A 20,741-nucleotide genomic window follows, 5' to 3' on the forward strand; every position below is an offset into this window, starting at 1 on the left:
CTTGCTTTTAACATTTCTTCCAGGAGACAATCGGAGCAAAAATTAATATCAGAGTCCATAGTAGGTAAAGTCCATAAGATTTTGAACGGAATTGTTTTGGATTAAAGTAACATCGGGTACATACCAGGGAGAAAGTTTTTCAAAACATTCTTTCTGGTTAACCTATAGAATGGACACATCTGTGCATTTTGGAGCGCCAATTATCCAATACGCTTTGCTGTTTTCTCTTTCGTGGATGAAAAATACTCGTGCTGAAAAAACAGACAATCAATTTTAAATATTTTTATCTCATTTTAGTGATATATTGTATATTTGTTTAGCCACATCAAAACATTGCTTAACAGATTATTAACCAGACAATAAACAATATGAAGAAAGTAATTCCACTTACCGAATTATCTACTGAAGAATTATACAAGAAAAAACAGAGCATAAAGGGGGCATTAATTGGGCTTGGTTTGGTAATGCTTGCCGCATTTCTTGTTTTAATTTATCTTGTTATTACGGCTAAAACGCCAAAAGTTATGGCAGCTATTCCCATATCCTGCATGCTGGCGTTGTTACCAGCGTTTATTAGCCTTGGTGAGATTAATACTGAAATTAAAAACCGCAACTCAAAAGAACGAATTTAATGTCATCAGATTGCCTAAATTGTACCGCTCCGGTAACACAGAATTTTTGCCCTAACTGTGGGCAAAAATCTTCTACGCACCGCTATTCCATCAAACATTTCCTGGCCCACGATTTTGTTCATGGTATATGGCATGTTGATAAAGGTATTTTATTTACCCTTAAAGCACTTTTTACCCGGCCTGGCCATAGTGTGCGCGAGTTTATCCAGGGCAAAAGAGTTCCTTATTTTAGTTTTGTTACGCTCATCCTGCTTATCTTGACGGTATCAAGTCTCATTGCGCCGTATACCCACTTTAATATGTCTGATCTGATGCCGAAGGGAGGCAAGGCCGTGATGAGTAGTACTGAAAAATTTATCTCCGAACATCCAAAGCTGATATTGATCATAACCATTCCCATTTATTCCCTTTTATCTTTTTTAGGGTTCAGGAAAGCGAAGCTTAATTATTCCGAACACCTGGTGCTAAATTCAAACCGTGTTATCGTAGAACTGATTATGGGCTTACTTATTTCGGTGGTTACTATTTTTTATACCGATACCAAAGTGATTGTTTTTTTTACTTATGGCATGGGTTTGTTTTTAGGTTTTTTTTATAGCATCTGGTTTTATTACCAGTTTTTTTCTGCTTTTAACTATAGCAAAACAGCCTTGATTTTAAGAAGTATCCTTGTTCCGGTATCGTACAACTTATTAACCTTTATAATTGGAATCGTTTTAGCCATCATTTCAAAGCATTGAATTTATTTCAGCATCTTTCCTGCTAATAGAAACCTCTTCTCGGGGTAATAATTGGTTCATATTTTGATAGCTTAAAGTTATGATTAATGTTAGCCCCGAAGTAAAGCAACAAGCGCTGTTATTTCTCTCACGGAACCAGAAAATAGCGGCTGTTAAGGTAGTTAAAGATCACAGTGGCTTTGGTTTAAAAGAAGCAAAAGATTATGTAGATGCTCTGGAAGAAGGAGTACAGCAACCTATAAACAATCCGGCAAATCTGGATGCAGAGTTATTGGTTATTTTACGTCAGGGCAATAAGTTAAATGCTATTAAACATTATAAGGATGCAACGGGCGCAGGCTTGACCGAAAGCAAAGATTATGTTGAAAAGCTAATGCAGTTTAAGCCTGGCAGCACTATGGTGCTACAAAGCAGGGACACCGATATTAAAAATATCATCTCTGAGAATTCCGGGAATAACCAAAATCCACTCAGAAATTTTTTGATAAAACTGTTGCTCGTTATTTTGATTGCAGCGGCTTTAACCTATCTCATGTTTAAAATTTAACATCACATATTGCAATATTTCTGATAGAATTAAAATGTGGTGTTCAGAAATCTTATCTTGATTTCACACACATAAATAAATCTTAAGAATATGAAAATCACATTAGACACAAAATCCCTTTTGCTGGGGTTCTTGGGCGCTGGCTTAATGTTTACGGCCATCAGTTTTAAAAATGGACAAGATCAAACCGGTGGAAGGTACCACACTGAAGTAAATGCCAATAATATGGTCGTGATCCTGGATAGCGAAACCGGAAATTACATTATTGCCCCTCCGATACAGCAAACTGGAAAAACGACTTGGATAAAAGGCGAGTTTAATAAAACATTTAGTACGGCGGTAGACAATAAAAGAGAGCCGAAATAATCAACTGTATTATAATCAAGATGATCCATGGTGCTGAATCATAAATTATAATTCAATCGAATTTTGTCACGTTGAGCCTGTCGAAACGCCTTGTAAGAGATTTAAAGCAGGGCCTTCGACAAGCTCAGGATGACAATTCTATATATGAGACAGCCTCATTTTTACTATATATGAAACATAAGTTCATTTGAGCTTATATTTTCTTAAATGTCTTATATGGTTAGTTTGTATTTGTTTTTTAGTAGATATTCGCTAAGGCGATCGTCATGCTGAATTTATTTCAGCATTTTTCCTGCTAAATAACCAGCTTTGATATCTAAAAACTATAGTTTAGAGATAAATGTTGATTTTTTTTAATGCTGTCAGATGTTACCATCTGACAGATTTAGATCATTCATTAATTAAACCTGGGAAGCAGCAGATGGTAACATCTACCGCCACGCTTAATAAACCAATGACAATTGAACCAATGTAACTACAGTGCATAAGCTGTTTCAGCCTTTGATTGATTCAGTACCAAAAAGCTCTGGATATTTCCTACGTAAGCTAATGCACCTATATTGTCTCTGAGGAAATTGTTATAAGAAACCATATCGGGCATGGCCACTTTTAGCATAAAGTCAAAATGACCAGTAAGGTGGTAACATTCCATTACCTCTGGGTATTTCTCCATTTCAGTCTTGAATGCTTTTACAATATCCTCCGAATGCACGGTAAGTTGAATATGTGGAAAAGCAATAAAATGCGACCTCAGTTTATCAATATCTACAATGGCAACCGTTGATTTGATGTAGCCATTTGCCCTCAGTTTTTTAATACGTTCTACAATATGGGTCATGCTTTTTCTAAGCTTGCCTGAAACTTCTTTATAAGTTAATAATCCGTCGCGTTGTAAAAGATTTAAGATTTCGATATCAGTCTGATCAACTTTTTGAGGTTGCATGTAAATACTTAGTGTATAATTGTTTCTCTTTTAATTGCTTTTGTAAAGTTTAAAAATAGTTAAAATAAGGTATTTTTATTTAATTTATTGTGTTTTTTTAAAAACATACTTAGTGTATAAATTACAATAATAGGGGGAATTTTGGGGCGCCAATAAAAATTATATTCTGTTATGTTATTTTCCCTATAGGTTAAACCAAATTTTAGGATGTTAAGGGGTTAATAAAAAATAATTTTTACCAAAAAAAAAGGTTGTTGCGGTATAATATGCTTAACTACTGATCTTTACATTGTAATTAATCTAACCGAATATTATTTTTCTCATGCATAAAAAACACAACTTCGGTGCCGGACCATGTATATTGCCGTCATCTGTAATGGAACAAGCTGCCCAGGCCGTAATTAATTGGGGAGGGATGGGTTTATCTATTCTGGAAGTTTCTCATCGGTCGCCAGAATTTGAAGATGTGGTACTTAAAACCCAGCTTTTGGTTCGTGAGTTATTGTCTGTTCCCGATCACTACTCCGTACTTTTTTTACAGGGCGGGGCCAGTACACAATTTGCTATGGTTCCGATGAATTTTTTAGGCGCAGGAAAAAAAGCAGCTTATCTTGATACCGGGTATTTTGCACAGAAAGCCATTAAAGAAGCCAGGTTATTTGGTGAAGTAGCGGTTTTGGCTTCTTCGAAAGATAGAGATTATGCTTATATTCCAGCTGAATTTTACAACGATAAGCAAGCTGCTTACCTGCACTGTACTTCGAATAATACGATTGAGGGTACAGAAATATTTGATTTCTCTACTACAAGTGCGCCGTTGATCTGCGATATGTCATCAGATATTTTTTCCAGGAAAATTAATATAGCTGATTTTGATCTTATTTATGCAGGTGCACAAAAGAATATGGGGCCTGCAGGGATGACACTCGTGATTGCTAAAAACGAATTTCTTGACCAAGCCAAAAAAGAAATTCCATCAATGATGGACTATCGCATATTTCGCGATAATATGAGCATGTACAATACTCCGCCAGTTTTTTCTATTTATGTAGCCATGCTCAATTTATTATGGCTTAAAGATCAGGGTGGCGTAAGTGGAATAGAACAAAGAAATATAGCAAAGGCAAAATTATTATATGCCGAAATAGACCGAAATTCGTTATTCTATGGTACGGCCGATGTAGAGCATCGCTCTCGAATGAACGTTACTTTCTTAGCCGTTAACAAAGAAGTAGAGGCCGGGTTCTTAAAATATGCAGCAGACCAAGGAATTGTAGGCATAAAAGGTTATAGAACAGTTGGCGGATTTAGGGCTTCGCTTTACAATGCGCTCCCATTATCGAGTGTTGAGGTTCTGGTAAATGCTATGGCCAGTTTTGAAAAAATATACAGCGATAAAACAGTTCTTGAACTCGAATAATCCGTTAAACGATGATAAAAATTTCACCATTGAAGGCACTACAGCCGGGCAAAGACATATTTGAGCTGATGATTTCTGATCAGGTAAACGGTAAGGTGCATAAAAATGAGGAACTTTCTTTTGAAGACCTGCTCAACTTGTTTGGATGCCCTTTGGATGATCGGCCTGCTATTTATGTTTACGAGTTCCGTAGCGAATTAGGTATCATTAGGGGGATTTGGACGGATATCGATCTCTCTCAAACACCAGCAAATGCAATTAAAAGGCACGAAGAAACTGTATCATCAAAAGTAGAATCGCTTAAAATAGAGCGGAAAAGTAAGGCAATGCAAAAATCGCCAATCTTATTGGCCCACAAAAAAGATAAAACCTTAGATGCGCTTATTGATTTTGTGGTGCGTACGCGTAAGCCTTTGGCAAGCGAATGGTCGCAAATGGACCATTTTCTTTATCAGGTATTGGAAGAAGATGTGATTGAAAAATTTGTTGAAGAATTTATGAAGCTTGATGCCGTTTACCTTGCCGATGGTCATCATCGTTTAGAAGCAGCGTATTCACTACAGAAAAGTAGGCCTCAGCAGATCAGTTCGCTACTTGTTTCAGCCGATGTAATTTCTATAGGCGCCTTTCATAGAATGGTTTCGGGTGTAGATATTTCTGAAGCGCTGTTGATGGAAAAACTGAAACAGTATTATTATATCTCAAAAATCCCCAATAAAAAGGCTTATAAACCTGATCAGAAGAATAGGTTGGGCTTTTGTTTTAAAGGTGAATGGTATCAGCTGGATTTAAATAGCGCTTCTGTTGAATTGTCAGCAGTACCTGATACAGTGATTTTGCAGGATAAAATCCTTTCAGCTGTGCTGGGAATTCATAAACCAAAGGAAGATGAAAGGCTGATCTGCTTTCCGGATTGCGAATGGACTCAATTTCTCACTGAGCTGGATCGTGATGAAACTTCGATTGGCTTTTCGCTTTTTCCAATGACAGCCGATGCATTTATGACAGTTGCAGAAAAGGGTGAATTTTTGCCACCCAAATCTACCTGGATAGCACCAAAGATTCCGAAAGGATTTATGGCAAGTAGCTCGGTAGCCATATTGGCGAAAGGTGAACAGGTGAGGATAAATTAATGGTTAAACTTATAAAACAAACGATATGTTCGATCTCGACTTAGAAAATATAGCCCAGATAGGCACCACCATCCTGATAATTACGTTCTTTTTAGTAGCCTTGTACAAAAAGCGGCTTAAGGTAAACAAGAGAAAAAATGACGCCGAGCAGGATTATATGCATTGGCTGTAAAGCTGTTATATTGATTTTAACCATGGCGGTATTTCTTTGTTCTGGTCAATCAATTTACCTGTATGTAGAGCAAGTTTTATCTTTAATGATGTCTTTGTTGGTTGATTATAACAATTTCATTATCGTTAAATTTTATACTTTTGGGTTATTAACCAATTACAATATAACCCGATATGTTTATGAAAATGCTTTTTAAAGCTTGCATACTTTCTGTTTTAATCTGTTCATCTATTCTGGCAAGTGCACAGACTGTTACTTTAGATTATTTTTTTAATCGTGAAACCCGTAAAGATAAAGAGGGTAAAGAAGTTCGTTTTCATTACCTGTGGAATGAGCAGGCAATGAGTGGTTTTTCCGTTTTTGGTAATGTATTTAAAAAAGAAGGATTTAAATTGGATTCGCTTGAAACAGCACCAATAATAGCTAATTTAAAAGGAAGTGATGTTTACTTAATTGTCGATCCCGATCGTCCGAAAGAAAATCCTAAGCCAAACTACATTGAAGCTGACCACATTGCTGCAATTTCTGCCTGGGTTAAGCTGGGTGGGGTATTGGTGATGTTTGCTAACGATAGCGCAAACGTAGAGTTGCCACACTTTAATAAATTGGCTGATGTTTTCGGCATGCACTTTACCAATGAAATGCAAAATCATGTAATTGATGATGCACATTTTGAAGATGGTGGCATCGTGATCAAAAATAATCCGGTGTTTAAAACGGCAAAAAAAATATTTATGAAAGATGTATGCTCAATCGGCACCAAAAACGGGGCAAAACCGGTTTTGAAAAATGCGGCTGGTGCAACGGTTATTGCCACTACCAGATTTGGTAAAGGTAATGTAATTGCCATTGCTGATCCATGGCTGTATGATGAATATGTTAATGGCCGTTTACCAAAAGAAATGGGCTTCGAAAACGATAAAGCTGCCTACGATCTGGTGGTTTGGTTAAAAAGCCTCGTTAAAAAATAATTGCTTAAAGTTTATCCAGTTTAAAATAGCCTAAATGAATCTCATCTTCTGGTAATCCTGAAGATGGTTTTATTTCGATGTGGTATTTCTGTTTGGCCTCTTCACTTAAAATGTCCTCAATTTTGTAAATATCATCTACATCGATTCCATATTTTTCGTCGATGTGCGAATTGGCTCCTTTGATTGAATTGGTTTTAAAAAACACCGTTTTCTTAGCATCCTGAATGGCTTTGGCTCTTTCATCATGCACTGAAAGTACAATATGGTGCTGTTCGTATAATTTGTTGGATAAATAGCCCCCCAGGTTGATAAAGAATAATTTATGTAGCGACGGTAGCGTATGCTTATCCCTTAATTTAATATTGATTCCGTAATCATCAACTTTGGTTACTTCGCGCCAGCCATCGATATGCAGGCTGGTACCTGTTCCTGGCCAAAATGCTTTAATTTCGGGCACAAGATCTTTTAGTGAATGGGCGATGCCGAAGAAATAGTCGTGCTGCTCTACGTTTCTTTTTGGGGCTTTTGAGCCCAGTAAAATCATATATAGTTTTAAATCGTTCATAAGTTTAATTGTTCACTGGTACATTAGCTCGATTAGTCATTCATTTAACACTGGTTGATTGACTCCAAACTCCTAATTCACTCATCTTTTAACAGCATTAATCAAAATAGGTTCTTAGAATTTTGTGATTTCCTTTATTTTTTCACCACCGAGAACACAAAGAAAGGCACAGAGGGCTAAGGGTTGAGGGCGAACTCCAATAGAATGGTCGTCATCTCGACTGTAGCACAGCGAAATGGAGAGATCTATCTAGGCAGATTTAGCTTCGCTGAGCACTCCGTGGTTCTCGACTGCGCTACACTCCGCTCGAAATGACGGTAACCCGAGGGGATCTTATAAGGAGAAAATAAATTACTCCTCAGGATGACAACCGAGAAAGAGTATTCCTCGTTTCGTGCCTCCACGGCAATCAATTCCATCATTCCTCTTACATTTTCCATCGATTTAAAACAATTTCCTTTTTTTAGGATTGTATAAATTATAAATGGATACGAAAACAGCAAAAAAGAAAATTGCCATCATTGGTGGCGGCCCGAGTGGTCTGTTCATGTATAAAAGATTAATTGAATCTAAAGCTCCCAACTTCGAAATAGAGATATTCGAACGTAAAGATTATTTAGGAGCGGGTATGCCCTATAGTGCTGAAGGAGCAAATGTAGAACACATTACTAACGTGTCTGACAATGAAATTCCAGTCATATATAACTCAATTGAAGAGTGGGTGAAAATTGCACCGAAAGAAATTTTAGAAAAATTTGATATTAATGCCGATAAATTTAACGAGTATAAGGTCTTGCCCAGATTGTTTTTTGGCGAATATCTTTCCGCTCAGTTTAAGTTATTAAAAGAGGTTGCAGAAAATAACGGGATTAAGACCAATGTGCATTTAAATTGTATTGTGGAGGATATTATCGATTTACCTGCAGATAATCAGGTAGCGGTAAGTGTTAAAGGGCGTGATCAAGCTCATTTCGACCAGGTAATCATCTGTACCGGTCATAATTGGCCAAAAAAATATGAAGGTAAAATTCCTCATTATTTCGATTCTCCATATCCGCCCAAAAAAATTGCATTAGAACTGAACCACGCCGTTGGCATTATGGGCTCTTCGTTAACTGCCATTGATGCCTTAAGAACCTTGGCGCGACAAAACGGAGATTTTGCCGATAATGAAGATGGTACCTATTCGTACCACTTAAAGAATAAAGGTTTTAAAATCGTTATGCACTCCAGGAGTGGGCTATTACCAGCGATCAGGTTTCACCTGGAAGATTCGCATTTAGGGAAGGACGAAACGCTAAGTAAAACCGAAATCCAAAAAAGCATTAAGGTAAATGAGGGCTTTTTGCCTTTAGATTTTGTATTTGAAAAGAATTTTAAAGAGATGTTCATTGAAAAAGATCCTGTTTTTTATGAAAAGATTAAAGACATGAATCTTGAGCAGTTCGTAAGTGCAATGATGGACTACCGCGAAAAGATGGAACCATTTGCTCTCTTCAAAAAGGAATATGAAGAAGCAGAAAAATCGATCGAGAAGAGAAAATCAATCTATTGGAAAGAGGCCCTTGCCATTTTAAGTTTTGCGATGAACTATCCGGCAAAATACCTTTCTGCTGAGGATATGGAACGCTTGCAAAAAGTGTTAATGCCACTTATATCCATTGTAATTGCATTTGTACCCCAAAGTTCGTGCAGGGAACTGTTGGCCCTGCATGATGCTGGAGTATTAAGTATTGTAGCTGTTGGCGATGATGCCGAAGTAGAACCCTTAAAAACCGGGGGTGCAGATTACCATTACAAGGTAGATGATAAAAAAGTTACTGTCCATTTCGATACCTTTATTGATTGTATTGGTCAACCGCATCTTTCTTTTGATGATTTTCCTTTTAAAAGTTTAATTAAAAATGGCACCATAAGCCCGGCAAGATTAAAATTCCAGTCGGCTGCTATTGGAAAGGAAGAAATGAAGCATAATGATTTAGTGACCAAAAAAGGCGATAATTACCTTTTAACTGTTCCAGGTATCACCATCAACGATTATTTTCAGGTGGTTGATGAGGCTGGGCAGGCGAATAAAAGAATCTATATCATGGCTGTTCCATACATTGGTGGTTATAATCCGGATTATTCGGGTATTGATTTCTCTGAAGCAGCATCTGGAGCGGTGCTGGATCGTATTTTGAGCTAAAAGCCCTTATCTATTTGATGTGTTCTTTTATAAATGCCTGAGGATTATAAAACCTTTCGTTCAGTTGTTTAGTATTAAAAGTTAGCCAGCTTGCACAACCATAATCATCAAATTTTTTCCTGATTTCTAAATGAAGATGGTGGTAATCGCCACCATACTTTTTACTTTCCTGCGGTGTAAATAACCTGGCGAGTTTAGTGTTTTGATCAACATTTTGTCCGTTGCTAACATAAACCTCTTTAAGGTGTTTATAGGAGGTAAACATCGTTTGGCCATTAGGGAGTTTATGCTTAACGACCACAGTACGTTGATTTTCGCCTAAATGTACAGAGCAAACTATTCCATTAGCCATCGCGTAAACATTAACCAGTTTCGCTTTTGGTTGGGCAGGATTAATATCAATAGCCGTATGGATATGACCTTTAACATAACTATCCCGATGATCGCCAAAAATGCTGATGATTTTAATGTTATTTGCTTTTTTTCGGTTAGCCACATCAAAGGGTAGAAACCATTGATCTGCTGTTTTTGAAGGAGCAGTATCGGTATAATAAGGTTTCCAGCGATCGCGATCTTTTTCAATGGTCGGTGTTTCGAATAAAAAGGTTGATAAAAATAGAAATAATAATGTTTTCATACCAGGGAGTAATTTAAGGCAAGATAATGATTTTATTAAAATAAACTATTTTTATAGTTTAAAAATAAGTTCGTCATTATAAGGAGGAACGGCGAAGCAATCTTAATGCGGTCGCTAATAGCGATCGTTGTAAGATTGCTTCGTCGGCTGAAAAAGCCTTCTCGCAATGACGAACTTTTGTAGTGGTGGCAGATGTTACCATCTGCCACTGATTCAAATATCTTAGGTGGATACAGTCAGGTGGTAACATCTGACTGCACATTACGCCAAAACATTCTCTTTCAAAGCTTCTGCCGCCGGGTTAACTAACGTACCAATCAATTCCGGAACCGGAACATCGGTGCTTTCGCTATAACCGTGGGTGAGTAACCTTACGCGGTTAATGCACACCCTGATAAATTCGGGTACAAACAAATCGAATTTTTGAAATTTAGGAACAAGCTCCGGGTTTTCCTCTTGAAATGCTAAAATTACATCTGCCACCTGTCGCCAGAATTGCTTTTCATCCAGGCCAACATAACTGTGGAAGATATTGCTTAGGTATCTGAAAAGAGCATCAAATATCCCCGATAGGATAAATAAAGGCGCCAACTCATCGTTAATTTCCCTTAAAACATCTACCAGATCATTCGGTAATTTTGCTTTCGATTCTTCTGTTAACACAATTTCTTCTACAAAATCTTTAATGATAATCCGCTCCGGTACACCGTTTTTCATTACCAAAATGGTGTTTTCGCCATGTGGACTGAAGAAAAAAGCATGTTTGTAAAAAATCCTTAACACTGGTTTAAGATAAGCCGATAAATAAGCGTTTAACCAGGTTTCGGCAGTTAAACCCGATTTTTCGATCAGTGCCTCAACCATGCTTTTTCCATTATCATCTACATAAAGCAGGCTCGCCATAGTCATGATGTTTTCGCCTTCTAACAAGTAGTTTTCAGCACTCTCTCGCCAGATTGCACCTAAAAATTCCTGGTATTGATATGGTGAACCGGGTATTTCGCTATATTGAGGATGGGTATAAGCAACTGTAGCCACTTCGCCTAAGAGTACAACGCGGGTTTGTTTTAAGTATTCATCACCCTGTAACATGTCTTTTGCCCACTGTGTTACCTTTGGAGCAATGGCCAGTTTTTTCGGCGAAAGTCCTCTGAAAATGGAGGTGTTTAAAATAGAAATGGCCGTTTTTACATAATGTTTTTTAGGTTCACTTACATTAAAGAAAGTACGGATACTGTTTTGACACATGTATTCATCCTTCCCGACACCAACTGGAATAATCAATTGATGGGCAATATCATGTGCAAGCTGCAATACGATTTTATTATTCCATTGCCATTCGTGAACGGGGATAAAGAAATAATCTTCAGGATTTAATTCCTGCTGGATCAGGACCTGGTTAAAGTCGTGAACCTGTTTTAAACTCAGTTCTTCATTGTAAAAGGAAAACGGAGAAATGCTTTCGATGCTTTTAAACTGTGCCCTTGATTTGTGGACTGCCAGCCAGGCCAATTGTGTTTTCTGTCCTGCTTCTGGCGCATATTTACCTTGATCGCTGTGGTTAAAACCGATGCGTCCTTTATTAATAGTAGCCCATGGGTGACCGTCCATCTGGTGTTCGATGGTCTGGTAATCAGCATTAGCCAATTCATCAGCGGTTAAACGACCTTTTTCGTGGATATAAGCATCCGCATATAACGTATTTAAGGTCTCTTCCACAAAATGCGCCAAGGTAAAAGGTTTAATTCCAAAAGTTTGCTGTAGTTCTGTATAAAATGCCGGGGCGTTGTTAACGATTACACTTTCTCCGTTTACAAATTTTTTGATGCTTTGTTTGTCGATGTGCAAATAATCTAAAGCACGTTGCTGACCTGAAAAAGTATAATAGATCTCATTAGAATCTGTTGCAAGACGGAAATCAGAATTTCCTTGCTCGTCTATATTGATCAGCGTTGGTTCTGCTAATTTTTCGTGCATCAACTCCACGATTGATTTTGCAATATAGTTTAGGTTTACCTTATCCCAAACTTCTTTTTTTAAAGGTTTTATGTGATTGAAATTGTTGTAATTCATGGTATTTAATTTTTTATTTGTGTTAGTCCAGATTTGTAATCTGGACTTTTCGTACTCCGGATTTTAAATCCGGTTCTCTATGGTCGGGATTACAAATCCTGACCAACCAGTAGTATTGTAATTGATTGTCATCCTGAGCCTGTCGAAGGACAGATTAAATATTTTTAAGCGTTTCGACAGGCTCAACGTGACAGACGTGATTAATTTAATCTTCAGATAATTGCAGCGCTACGTGAGATAATTCATTTTTCTGTATTCCATCTGCTACGCTAAACTGTTGAAAAGCAATCCTTTTTTCTACTTTGTAGATTTCGAAACCTAATATTGCATTAATAATAGATGCATTGCGATAGGCACCCATACCCAAATCGGGGGTTACAAATCCATGCGTATGCAATTCGGCATTTTGAACAAAAATTTCGTTTCCATTTACATCAATGGCGTAGTTGCGGTGTACCTGAAACAGTCTTTCTGCATTACGTGCGATGCGATCGTTTATTCCGGATAAGAAGGCTGGCTCGTTGTACTTGTAACCGGTTGCCAATACCACAAAATCCGTTTCAACAGTAAAATCCTTTTCGCTTTCGGTATGAAAAAAATCAAGCTCGTATTTGCCATCTGCTTTTACCATTAAATTGTTCAGCTGACAATTGGGCATCAATTCTGCATTGATTTTCTCACCATCAACACTCAATTCGTACAGTTTATCGAAAATCTGGTTAATGAGTTCGAAGTTTATGCCTTTAAACAGCGAATTTTGTTTTCCTAAAAGCTGTTTGCGTTTGGCATCGCTGAGGTTGTAAAAATGGTCTACATACTCTGGAGAAGTAAGTTCCAGTGTCAATTTCGAATACTCCATCGGGAAAAAGCGATCTGGACGTGTAAACCATTTCAGTTTTAAGCCATTTTCTGTTTCAGGCAAAAGATCGTAGAAAATTTCGGCAGCACTTTGTCCTGAACCAATAATTGTTACCGTTTTTTGATTCAACAGCGTGGGTTTGAACTTTAAATATTCTGAAGAGTGTATCGCATTTTTTTCTTCAGCCGGATTGATAAAATCAGGCACTTTCGGTGTTGTGCCTGTTCCAAGTACGATTTTTTTAGTCAAAATGGTCTCTCTGGATCCTGTTACCTGATCAATTTTTTCTACCTGATAGACACCATCAACGTAATTTATACCGATTACTTTCTGTCCGAATTGGCAGTTTTGAAGGTGATTAATCGCCCATTTACAATAGGCATTATATTCCTTGCGTAATACAAAAAAATCCTCTCTGATATAGAATTTATACAGACGATCTGTTTGTTTAAGATAGTTTAAAAAGCTGTACGGACTGGTTGGATCGGCCATGGTAACCAGGTCAGCCATAAATGGAACCTGTAAGGTTGCATCGCTCAGCATCATGCCTGGGTGCCAGTTAAATTCGTTCGCCTGATCCAAAAACAAGGTAGATAAGCTATTGATCGGGGCACATAAAGCCGCCAGACCTAAATTAAAAGGACCGATTCCGATCCCAACAATATCGTATATTTTCTGTTCCTGCATTATATTTCCTCCGTTTCGAATTGTGCTGTTTTCATCATCGCATAAGTTTTGGCTTCAGGAAATTTATCCCAGTACCAATCGCGGTAACAGAAAGTTAGGTTGGCCATTTTATAAGGCATTTGGATCACTTTTTCTAATTTAAAACCTAGTCTGGTTACAAAAATGTGCATCGCACGACTTTCTACTGCAGCTTCACCAATGCATTTACCTACTTCGGGTTGTTCAAAAATGAAATCCATTAAGGCCTGGCCTGTCTCGAAGCTGAATTTTTTATCCTTATCGGTTGGGGCAATCAATAAATGTGCTCCGTAATCGGTAGTTAACGCTTCGTAGCAGGCACCTACACCGTCCCGCATTGGCCAATATGGTTCTATGGTAAAGGTGGGTTCGCCATTTATCTCGCCAATAAAACTGTGCGATGAATCGTTTGGCAACAAAGTTCTATAGAATAGTTCCAAACCGCTAATCGGTCCATCCATTTTCCAGATCGGTTTCGCATGCTCCTGGTTAAACCAATCGTGAACCATTTCCAGATCGCGGTCGATATTAAAGGGACGGATGTTGATCGTCACATTTTCCTTTGGAAAAAACCTGCTGTACAATATCTCATTGGTTTTTGGTTTGATCAGATTTTCGGAGAAGAAATATTTAGAGAGTGGATTTGGAAACTCACGGTAAATAGCCGGATTATCGATTGGCGCACTGGCTTCATCAATATTGCAAAGATTGGTCAGCAGGTTACCTTTTACTTCCCAGCTGCGGCGGTTGATGATATAATCAACTAAACCTGTAGTATCGCTGTTTTCGAATTGTTTAAACTCCAGATAAACGAGATCGATTAAGGTTTTTTCATCGGCGAGGTTGTTGCTTGCAAGGGCATTTACTACACCTAATATATTGTTGATGAGTAGATAATAGGTGAGTTTAGGGATAATATATTCGTTTGGCACAATCGAACCACTTTCTGCGGCTATACCTGGATAAACCGCTTTTAGTTCCTCCGCTTTGGCTTCACTAAAGAAATAACCCTGGTTATCCCTGAAATAAAGTTTCGCAGGATAATAATCTTTATCCAGTTCTACCATTACATTTTGCTGGTGGAACTCAAAAGCCATCCCGAAATTGTTATAAAGGCCAACAATCGGAGTTACACAAAGGTGGAGGTACTGTTTAAACCAGTTTACGGCTGTATGGGCAAGCGCTTTATTTTTGCTGATGGATGCCTCCTCGATTACATGGACAATCCTCGGTTTTTGCCCCAATAAACCATCCTGACAAAGCGCCGCTAATAAACTTACATTTTTGCCAGCATCTTCTCCTTTGAATGGATTATGCCTGATGCTGATGTTGAAACCATCAATGGTTTCACCTTTATATTTTACGGTGATAAAAGCAGGGTCGGTAATGAATTCAATTTCAGGGAATTCGGCTTTGGCTGCTTTACCGTATTCGGTTTTTAACAATTTGCTTACATCGTAACCACGGTGAAGTTCCCGGACGAGGTTAACCCTTTCTGAGTTGGTTATTTTTACATGCAATGAAAATTTAAGCATCCAATCACTTGCTGCGTTGTAAACTGTTCTCACTGATGATGTTGGTGTATAGAGTTCTCCAAAATGTCCGAGATAGAAAAGGAGCTTTTCTTCCTGCATCGCTGTTACCTTAGGGAGAGTAAGCAAATATTCGGCTTCCCAAGGGTGCATGGGCACTACTTTATGATTTGGGTGTTTATCCAATAAAGCTATGACCTCAGTATTTCCGCTATCTAAAAGCTCAATCCTGAAAAGATCGGTCATATCGAAACCTTCTGCATTTTTCTCATTAATGTTATCTGCTGCGATTAAAAAATACGCCAGCTGGAAATTTCCCTGTGTTTCTGGTGAATATTTAAAAAGTTCATCCTTTTTGTTAAACCCAGATCTTCCTTTGGGTAGGGGATGAGCGTTGTGACCTAAAATTAAAGATTGCTCGGCCTCAATAAAGTTCATTTTTGCAAAATTTACAGGTTTTCCATTTTGTTTAAAAAACGATAAAAATGCTTCAAGGTTTTCTATGCTATTGGCTAAACGTTGATTTATGATATCAGCATCTGCATGCGGAAACTCCTCTGCACTGAATTGAATGGCCAGTTCCATAAACCTGTAAATACTGATTGTGCTGATCACATCGGTAGTAAAATTCCGCTCAATTACCGGAAAATTAAACATATGGCGGCCACTATCGGCATAAAATTTTAAAGGTGCGTATACTTCGAAGCCAATGGCCATAAAGTCAAACCTGATGTGTAAACGATCATTTGTGGTAACCAGGTAACTGGCTAAAGATTCGTCGTATTTAGGGATACCTACATAACGGCTCCAGTTGGTAAATTCTCTGCAGTAACTATTTAGAAGCGCATTAAAATTAGTTTCTTCTGAAATCTGCTGAAGCTTGATTGAGTCTAACGTATTCGTTTCCATGTTTTTTAATGATTTTAATAATGTTTTCAATATCGCTGATGGTAGTTAGCGGGTTAAGTAGGGTAAATTTGAGGTAGAACTGTTGGTTAATCTTGGTGCCGGCAACTAAGGCCTTTCCTTCGTTAAACATTGCTTTTTTAATGTACTGGTTCATGGCACACACATCTAAACGCAGGTTTTTTGGGCGGTAACGGAAAACCAGGGCGCTGATGTCCGATTCGTTCATCAACTCGAAATCGCTATCTGAATGTAACAGACCGGCAATTTCGGCTGCGGTTTCTATAATCGTATCAAAATAGCCACCCAGTTTGTTTCTGCCCATCATTCTGAGTGTAAACCAGAGTTTTAAAGCATCAAATCTGCGGGTGGTTTGTATCGATTTATTCACCTGGTTCGGCAAACCATCTTCATCATGGTCTTTTGGGTTTAAGTAATCAGCGTGGTGCGTAATCAGGTTGAAAAAGTTTTTATCGCGTACCAGAAAACCACTGCTGCTTACGGGCTGAAAGAAGGATTTATGATAATCAACTGTGACCGAATGGGCCAGTTCAATCCCGTTCAACAGGTTCCGGTATTTATCTGTTAACAGCAAGCCACAACCATAAGCCGCATCGATATGGAACCAGGTATTGTATTTTTTGCTTATCGATGCAAGTTCTTTAAGCGGATCAATATTGCCGAAGTCGGTGGTGCCTGCCGTGCCTACAATCGCAATCGGAATATTGCCCTGAGCAGTTTCCCGCTTAATGGCATCTTCCAGTAAAATGGTATTGATCCTGAAACTGCGGTCGGTTTTAATCCTGATCACCGATTTTTCACCCAGACCCAATAGTGAAGCGTTTTTCTGGATGCTGAAATGTGCCTTTTCTGAAACAAAAATCCTGAAGCGTGAGGCTTCCGGTGGCAAACCATTTAATTTAATATTGTGGTTCAGGGCGGTAATGGAATAATGATCCCTTGCCAATAAAAGCCCCATTAAATTGCTCTGCGTACCGCCGCTGGTAAAAATACCGTCGGCTTTTTTGCAGTAACCAATCTGATCGCAGGTCCATTCGATCAGTTTTTGCTCAATTAAGGTACCGCCGGCACTTTGGTCCCAGGTATCAATAGACGAATTGATGGCCGAAATCATTACTTCAGCAGCTACCGCCGGGATCACAATAGGGCAGTTTAAATGGGCAATATAAGCTGGGTGGTGAAAGGCAACCGCATGGCTGGTATAAAGCTGTTCAACTTCTTTAAGCAAAGCATCGTAGTTGTCGTGTGTTTTTTCAAATTCAATCGAATCAAACAGTGGTCTTAATTCCGACGGCGATATGCCACTAAAAGGTTGTTGATTATTGGTGAGGAATTTTTTTACCGCCTGGGTAACTTTTCCTACTGCATGCAGGTATTCTGCTTCATTTTCGTGGTGAAAGATTTCCTTGTTCGGACTTTCCGTCAGGAAATCAATCAGTTCATGTTTTTCTAGGTCTGATGTAAACATTAGTTTTTCAATTTTTCAAGGATTAAAGGTTTAAGTGGTAATAAACATCCGACCTTTTAAGCCGATATTATTCATTAATAACTCTGGTTAGGTGAGATTAAACATGAGCTGTTTTTATTAAAAAATCCGATTGCTAAGGTATATTTTTATTTAGATTGATTAAAAATAATATTATAAATATTTTCAACATGTTGTTAGTAAGTAGGTAATAGATAGTTTTTGCAATAATTTTAAAATCTATGCTGATAAATTTTTAATTAAGTTTATTTGGATTTGATCTAAATAAATGATTGCTTTGCGCAAAAAAATAATTACCCTTAATGAAACCAAATAAATAAAAATGAAAAATCTATACTTAATTGCAATCTTAATCTGTGGATTTATCTTTAGCGGTAAAGCACAAACGGTCACCGGAAAGGTAATGGGAGAAATGGCACCGCTTGCGGGAGCAAATATTAAAGTTGAAGGTAAAGATGCCTCAGCTACAACAGGTGCCGACGGTAGTTTCGAACTGAAATTAACCGAAGGATCTTACAAATTACAGGTAAGTTATGTAGGGTATACGACCATATTACAAAAGGTGAGTTTGGCTAAAAATCAAATAGTTAACTTAACACTTAACTTAAGTCCTACATCAAATATGCAGGAAGTAGTCGTGGTATCGTCACGTAAACCAACCAAAATCAGCGAAATACCGGGTACTGTTTGGGTAGTAGATGGCGCGAAAATCCAGGAACAGGCCAGGGCTGGAATCCCACTTAAACAAACTTTGGCGCAATTGATTCCGAGTTTGGATGCTGGTCCGGAGGGTCGTACTAACTACGGACAGAACCAACGCGGCAGAGATGCATTGGTGATGATTGATGGTGTATCGTTAAACAGTACCCGTGGCGTAAGTCGCCAGTTCGAATCGATAGATCCTTTCAATATCGAAAGAATTGAAGTTTTATCCGGAGCAAGTGCGGTTTATGGCGGTGGTGCAACAGGGGGTATCATCAATATCATTACCAAGAAAGGACAGGATAGTCAGCCAAGTTTTACCACACAGGTTGGTGTACGCAGTGGTTTGAAAGAAAAAAGCGATCACGATGTACGTGTGGCACAAGCTATTTCTGGCGGGAGCAAAGATTGGAATGGACGCATTGGTATGGCTTTCCAAAAAAATAATGCAGCCTATGGCGCCGATGGAAAACAGATTTTTACCGACATTACGCAAACCGATTTACAGTATAACCAATCGTTTGATTTTTTCGGAAGCACCGAATTTAAATTAACTGATTACCAAAAGTTATCGGTGAATGCCCAATATTACAATTCAGGTTATCGTGGTGATAAAGACCTGTTTTTAGGAGCCAATTATGCTGGATTGAGAACAACACCAGCCCTTTTGGAAATGAGAAATGGCTACTCATCAGATGTTGATCCAAAAACAAGCAGGGCGAATATCAATGCCAATTACCAGGCAAGCGAAATTTTAGGCGGTCAAACATTGTATGTACAGGCAGCTGCAAGAAATGAACAGTTCAGCTTTCACCCATTTCCAGGACAAGCGTTAATACCTGGCGCACTTTATAGTGGTTCATCTATCCAAAATACTAATTATAGTGCTTTAAAACTGGTATTGAATAAAGACTGGAACCGACTGAATCTTACTTACGGTATTGATGCAGATAACGAGAATTTTAACGCGCAGCAAGCCTTGTTTGATAGGGCAAAAGCTTTCGCTTCTGGTGGTTTAAACAATACTACCGTGGCTACTATTGCACGTTACCCAAACTTCAGGGTAAATGGTTTATCTGGTTTTTTACAGGCTCAGGTTAAAGTAACCGACTTCTTAAGTTTGTCAGGAGGGGTGCGTCAGCAACGTATGTTTGTTAAAGTTGGCGATTTTGTAGGTACCACTGCTTCTGTGCCTTTGGCTTATGGTGTTGGCAGAACTGCTACGGCCATTGCTGGTGGTGAAAACCATTACGATGTAAACTTACTAAATGGTGGTTTAGTATTTAAAATCAATACAGCCCAACAGGCATGGGTTAATTTCTCTCAAGGATTTAACCTGGCAGATCCGGCTAAATATTATGGACAGGGTACTTATACCTTAGTAGGTACCAACTATAATTTAGGCAACTCAATTAATGTTGGAAGTTCTCCTTTAACCGGTATCAAAACAGAACAGTATGAAGCTGGTTACCGTTACCGCACAGGTGTATTTAATGCACAGGTAGCTGGTTTTTATGCCTTATCTGATAAAAACGTAAAAACTAATAGTACATTCAATATTGAAGTTTTCGATGAAAATGTAAGAAATTTAGGTGTTGAAGGTTCATTATCATTAAACCTGAAAAATGGTTTTGAAGCTGGCGTAAATGGTTTGTACATCAAAACACAAAAACAAAATGCCGATGGTACATGGTCATTACAGGATGTAACTGTTGCAAGTCCATCAAAAATTGCAGGTTATCTGGGTTATAACGGAAAAGTTTTTGGTATAAAAGCCCAGGTTTTCCACTCATTTGATTCGAAAGGTTATGCTACAGTTGGAAATGTTGTGGTGCAAAATGAGTTAAAAGGCTTTACTACCGTTGATTTATTGGGATCTGTAAAGTTATTTACCGGAAGTTTATCATTCGGTGTGCAAAACCTGTTGAACAAAAATTATCAGACCATTTGGAGTCAACGTTCAGTATTTTTGTACCAGGCTTTGGCTAGACCGGAAACATTTAATTATGCAGGCCGAGGCCGTACGTATAATTTAACGTATACGCTTAATTACTAGATTCGATTTTTTTCGGTCGTCATTTCGAGCGAAGTGCAACGAAGTCGAGAAATCTATCTATATAGATCTCTCCATTCCGCTGGCGCT

Annotated in this window: 17 protein-coding genes; 10 read left to right on the plus strand and 7 right to left on the minus strand. The window is 38.2% G+C overall.

Features of this window, described 5'->3' with window-relative positions:
• Positions 1-368: 368 nt before the first annotated feature.
• The 4 genes from ACUN24_RS12495 (at position 369) to ACUN24_RS12510 (ending at position 2,285) form a co-directional block, all read left to right on the plus strand.
• Positions 369-632: a hypothetical protein gene (locus tag ACUN24_RS12495; protein ID WP_445562777.1), complete on the plus strand. Its 264-nt coding sequence runs from the start codon at positions 369-371 to the stop codon at positions 630-632.
• Positions 632-1,372, plus strand: coding sequence for a DUF3667 domain-containing protein (locus ACUN24_RS12500; protein ID WP_445562778.1), 741 nt, complete (start codon positions 632-634; stop codon positions 1,370-1,372). The genes ACUN24_RS12495 and ACUN24_RS12500 overlap by 1 nt, the downstream gene beginning before the upstream one ends.
• Positions 1,373-1,451: 79 nt before the next feature.
• Positions 1,452-1,919, plus strand: a complete 468-nt coding sequence (locus ACUN24_RS12505; RefSeq protein WP_445562779.1) for a ribosomal protein L7/L12 — start codon at positions 1,452-1,454, stop codon at positions 1,917-1,919.
• Between the two features lie 90 nt (positions 1,920-2,009).
• The gene (locus tag ACUN24_RS12510) at positions 2,010-2,285 is read left to right on the plus strand and encodes a hypothetical protein (protein WP_445562780.1); all 276 of its coding nucleotides are present in this window, start codon (positions 2,010-2,012) and stop codon (positions 2,283-2,285) included.
• A 475-nt stretch (positions 2,286-2,760) separates the two neighbouring features.
• Here the strand turns inward: ACUN24_RS12510 and ACUN24_RS12515 are convergent, their stop codons facing one another.
• Positions 2,761-3,228 (minus strand): Lrp/AsnC family transcriptional regulator, encoded by a 468-nt coding sequence (locus ACUN24_RS12515; RefSeq protein WP_445562781.1) that lies wholly within the window; start codon positions 3,226-3,228, stop codon positions 2,761-2,763.
• A 322-nt stretch (positions 3,229-3,550) separates the two neighbouring features.
• Here ACUN24_RS12515 and serC point away from each other — a divergent pair, with 322 nt between their 5' ends.
• The 4 genes from serC to ACUN24_RS12535 all read left to right on the plus strand — a co-directional run bounded on the left by serC (position 3,551) and on the right by ACUN24_RS12535 (position 6,924).
• Positions 3,551-4,648 (plus strand): 3-phosphoserine/phosphohydroxythreonine transaminase, encoded by a 1,098-nt coding sequence (gene serC / locus ACUN24_RS12520; RefSeq protein WP_445562782.1) that lies wholly within the window; start codon positions 3,551-3,553, stop codon positions 4,646-4,648.
• A gap of 11 nt (positions 4,649-4,659) precedes the next feature.
• The gene (locus ACUN24_RS12525) at positions 4,660-5,781 is read left to right on the plus strand and encodes a DUF1015 family protein (protein WP_445562783.1); all 1,122 of its coding nucleotides are present in this window, start codon (positions 4,660-4,662) and stop codon (positions 5,779-5,781) included.
• Positions 5,782-5,806: 25 nt separating this feature from the next.
• Positions 5,807-5,953, plus strand: a complete 147-nt coding sequence (locus ACUN24_RS12530) for a hypothetical protein (RefSeq protein WP_445562784.1) — start codon at positions 5,807-5,809, stop codon at positions 5,951-5,953.
• 179 nt (positions 5,954-6,132) lie between these two features.
• On the plus strand, positions 6,133-6,924 hold the full coding sequence (locus ACUN24_RS12535; protein ID WP_445562785.1) for a lacto-N-biose phosphorylase central domain-containing protein: 792 nt from the start codon (positions 6,133-6,135) through the stop codon (positions 6,922-6,924).
• A gap of 4 nt (positions 6,925-6,928) precedes the next feature.
• Here ACUN24_RS12535 and ACUN24_RS12540 read toward each other — a convergent pair whose 3' ends face one another.
• Positions 6,929-7,489 carry a DUF1543 domain-containing protein gene (locus tag ACUN24_RS12540; RefSeq protein ID WP_445562786.1) on the minus strand — a complete coding sequence of 187 codons (561 nt, stop codon included), beginning with the start codon at positions 7,487-7,489 and terminating at the stop codon, positions 6,929-6,931.
• 484 nt (positions 7,490-7,973) lie between these two features.
• Here ACUN24_RS12540 and ACUN24_RS12545 point away from each other — a divergent pair, with 484 nt between their 5' ends.
• Entirely contained in the window at positions 7,974-9,677 is a 1,704-nt protein-coding gene (locus ACUN24_RS12545) for an FAD/NAD(P)-binding protein (protein ID WP_445562787.1), read from the plus strand.
• Positions 9,678-9,687: 10 nt separating this feature from the next.
• Here ACUN24_RS12545 and ACUN24_RS12550 read toward each other — a convergent pair whose 3' ends face one another.
• The 5 genes from ACUN24_RS12550 to ACUN24_RS12570 all read right to left on the minus strand — a co-directional run bounded on the left by ACUN24_RS12550 (position 9,688) and on the right by ACUN24_RS12570 (position 17,878).
• Positions 9,688-10,314, minus strand: a complete 627-nt coding sequence (locus tag ACUN24_RS12550) for a M23 family metallopeptidase (RefSeq protein WP_445562788.1) — start codon at positions 10,312-10,314, stop codon at positions 9,688-9,690.
• A gap of 261 nt (positions 10,315-10,575) precedes the next feature.
• Positions 10,576-12,387: an IucA/IucC family protein gene (locus ACUN24_RS12555; protein ID WP_445562789.1), complete on the minus strand. Its 1,812-nt coding sequence runs from the start codon at positions 12,385-12,387 to the stop codon at positions 10,576-10,578.
• A gap of 205 nt (positions 12,388-12,592) precedes the next feature.
• Positions 12,593-13,933 carry a lysine N(6)-hydroxylase/L-ornithine N(5)-oxygenase family protein gene (locus tag ACUN24_RS12560; protein ID WP_445562790.1) on the minus strand — a complete coding sequence of 447 codons (1,341 nt, stop codon included), beginning with the start codon at positions 13,931-13,933 and terminating at the stop codon, positions 12,593-12,595.
• Entirely contained in the window at positions 13,933-16,392 is a 2,460-nt protein-coding gene (locus ACUN24_RS12565) for a GNAT family N-acetyltransferase (protein ID WP_445562791.1), read from the minus strand. Before ACUN24_RS12565 ends, ACUN24_RS12560 begins: the two co-directional genes overlap by 1 nt.
• Positions 16,337-17,878, minus strand: coding sequence for a pyridoxal phosphate-dependent decarboxylase family protein (locus ACUN24_RS12570; RefSeq protein ID WP_445562792.1), 1,542 nt, complete (start codon positions 17,876-17,878; stop codon positions 16,337-16,339). Before ACUN24_RS12570 ends, ACUN24_RS12565 begins: the two co-directional genes overlap by 56 nt.
• A 340-nt stretch (positions 17,879-18,218) precedes the next feature.
• Here ACUN24_RS12570 and ACUN24_RS12575 point away from each other — a divergent pair, with 340 nt between their 5' ends.
• Positions 18,219-20,654, plus strand: coding sequence for a TonB-dependent receptor (locus ACUN24_RS12575; RefSeq protein ID WP_445562793.1), 2,436 nt, complete (start codon positions 18,219-18,221; stop codon positions 20,652-20,654).
• The last annotated feature ends 87 nt before the right edge of the window (positions 20,655-20,741 follow it).

The sequence above is a fragment of the Pedobacter sp. WC2501 genome, assembly GCF_052682415.1.

Excerpts from the sequence above, each read along its gene's own strand:
- ACUN24_RS12500 (WP_445562778.1), top strand. The coding sequence starts at position 632 with ATGTCATCAGATTGCCTAAATTGTACCGCTCCGGTAACACAGAATTTT.
- ACUN24_RS12565 (WP_445562791.1), bottom strand. The coding sequence starts at position 16,392 with ATGGAAACGAATACGTTAGACTCAATCAAGCTTCAGCAGATTTCAGAA.
- ACUN24_RS12555 (WP_445562789.1), bottom strand. The coding sequence starts at position 12,387 with ATGAATTACAACAATTTCAATCACATAAAACCTTTAAAAAAAGAAGTT.
- ACUN24_RS12545 (WP_445562787.1), top strand. The coding sequence starts at position 7,974 with ATGGATACGAAAACAGCAAAAAAGAAAATTGCCATCATTGGTGGCGGC.
- ACUN24_RS12560 (WP_445562790.1), bottom strand. The coding sequence starts at position 13,933 with ATGCAGGAACAGAAAATATACGATATTGTTGGGATCGGAATCGGTCCT.
- ACUN24_RS12495 (WP_445562777.1), top strand. The coding sequence starts at position 369 with ATGAAGAAAGTAATTCCACTTACCGAATTATCTACTGAAGAATTATAC.
- ACUN24_RS12570 (WP_445562792.1), bottom strand. The coding sequence starts at position 17,878 with ATGTTTACATCAGACCTAGAAAAACATGAACTGATTGATTTCCTGACG.
- ACUN24_RS12550 (WP_445562788.1), bottom strand. The coding sequence starts at position 10,314 with ATGAAAACATTATTATTTCTATTTTTATCAACCTTTTTATTCGAAACA.
- ACUN24_RS12510 (WP_445562780.1), top strand. The coding sequence starts at position 2,010 with ATGAAAATCACATTAGACACAAAATCCCTTTTGCTGGGGTTCTTGGGC.
- ACUN24_RS12515 (WP_445562781.1), bottom strand. The coding sequence starts at position 3,228 with ATGCAACCTCAAAAAGTTGATCAGACTGATATCGAAATCTTAAATCTT.
- ACUN24_RS12575 (WP_445562793.1), top strand. The coding sequence starts at position 18,219 with ATGAAAAATCTATACTTAATTGCAATCTTAATCTGTGGATTTATCTTT.
- ACUN24_RS12505 (WP_445562779.1), top strand. The coding sequence starts at position 1,452 with ATGATTAATGTTAGCCCCGAAGTAAAGCAACAAGCGCTGTTATTTCTC.
- ACUN24_RS12530 (WP_445562784.1), top strand. The coding sequence starts at position 5,807 with ATGTTCGATCTCGACTTAGAAAATATAGCCCAGATAGGCACCACCATC.
- ACUN24_RS12525 (WP_445562783.1), top strand. The coding sequence starts at position 4,660 with ATGATAAAAATTTCACCATTGAAGGCACTACAGCCGGGCAAAGACATA.
- ACUN24_RS12535 (WP_445562785.1), top strand. The coding sequence starts at position 6,133 with ATGAAAATGCTTTTTAAAGCTTGCATACTTTCTGTTTTAATCTGTTCA.
- serC (WP_445562782.1), top strand. The coding sequence starts at position 3,551 with ATGCATAAAAAACACAACTTCGGTGCCGGACCATGTATATTGCCGTCA.
- ACUN24_RS12540 (WP_445562786.1), bottom strand. The coding sequence starts at position 7,489 with ATGAACGATTTAAAACTATATATGATTTTACTGGGCTCAAAAGCCCCA.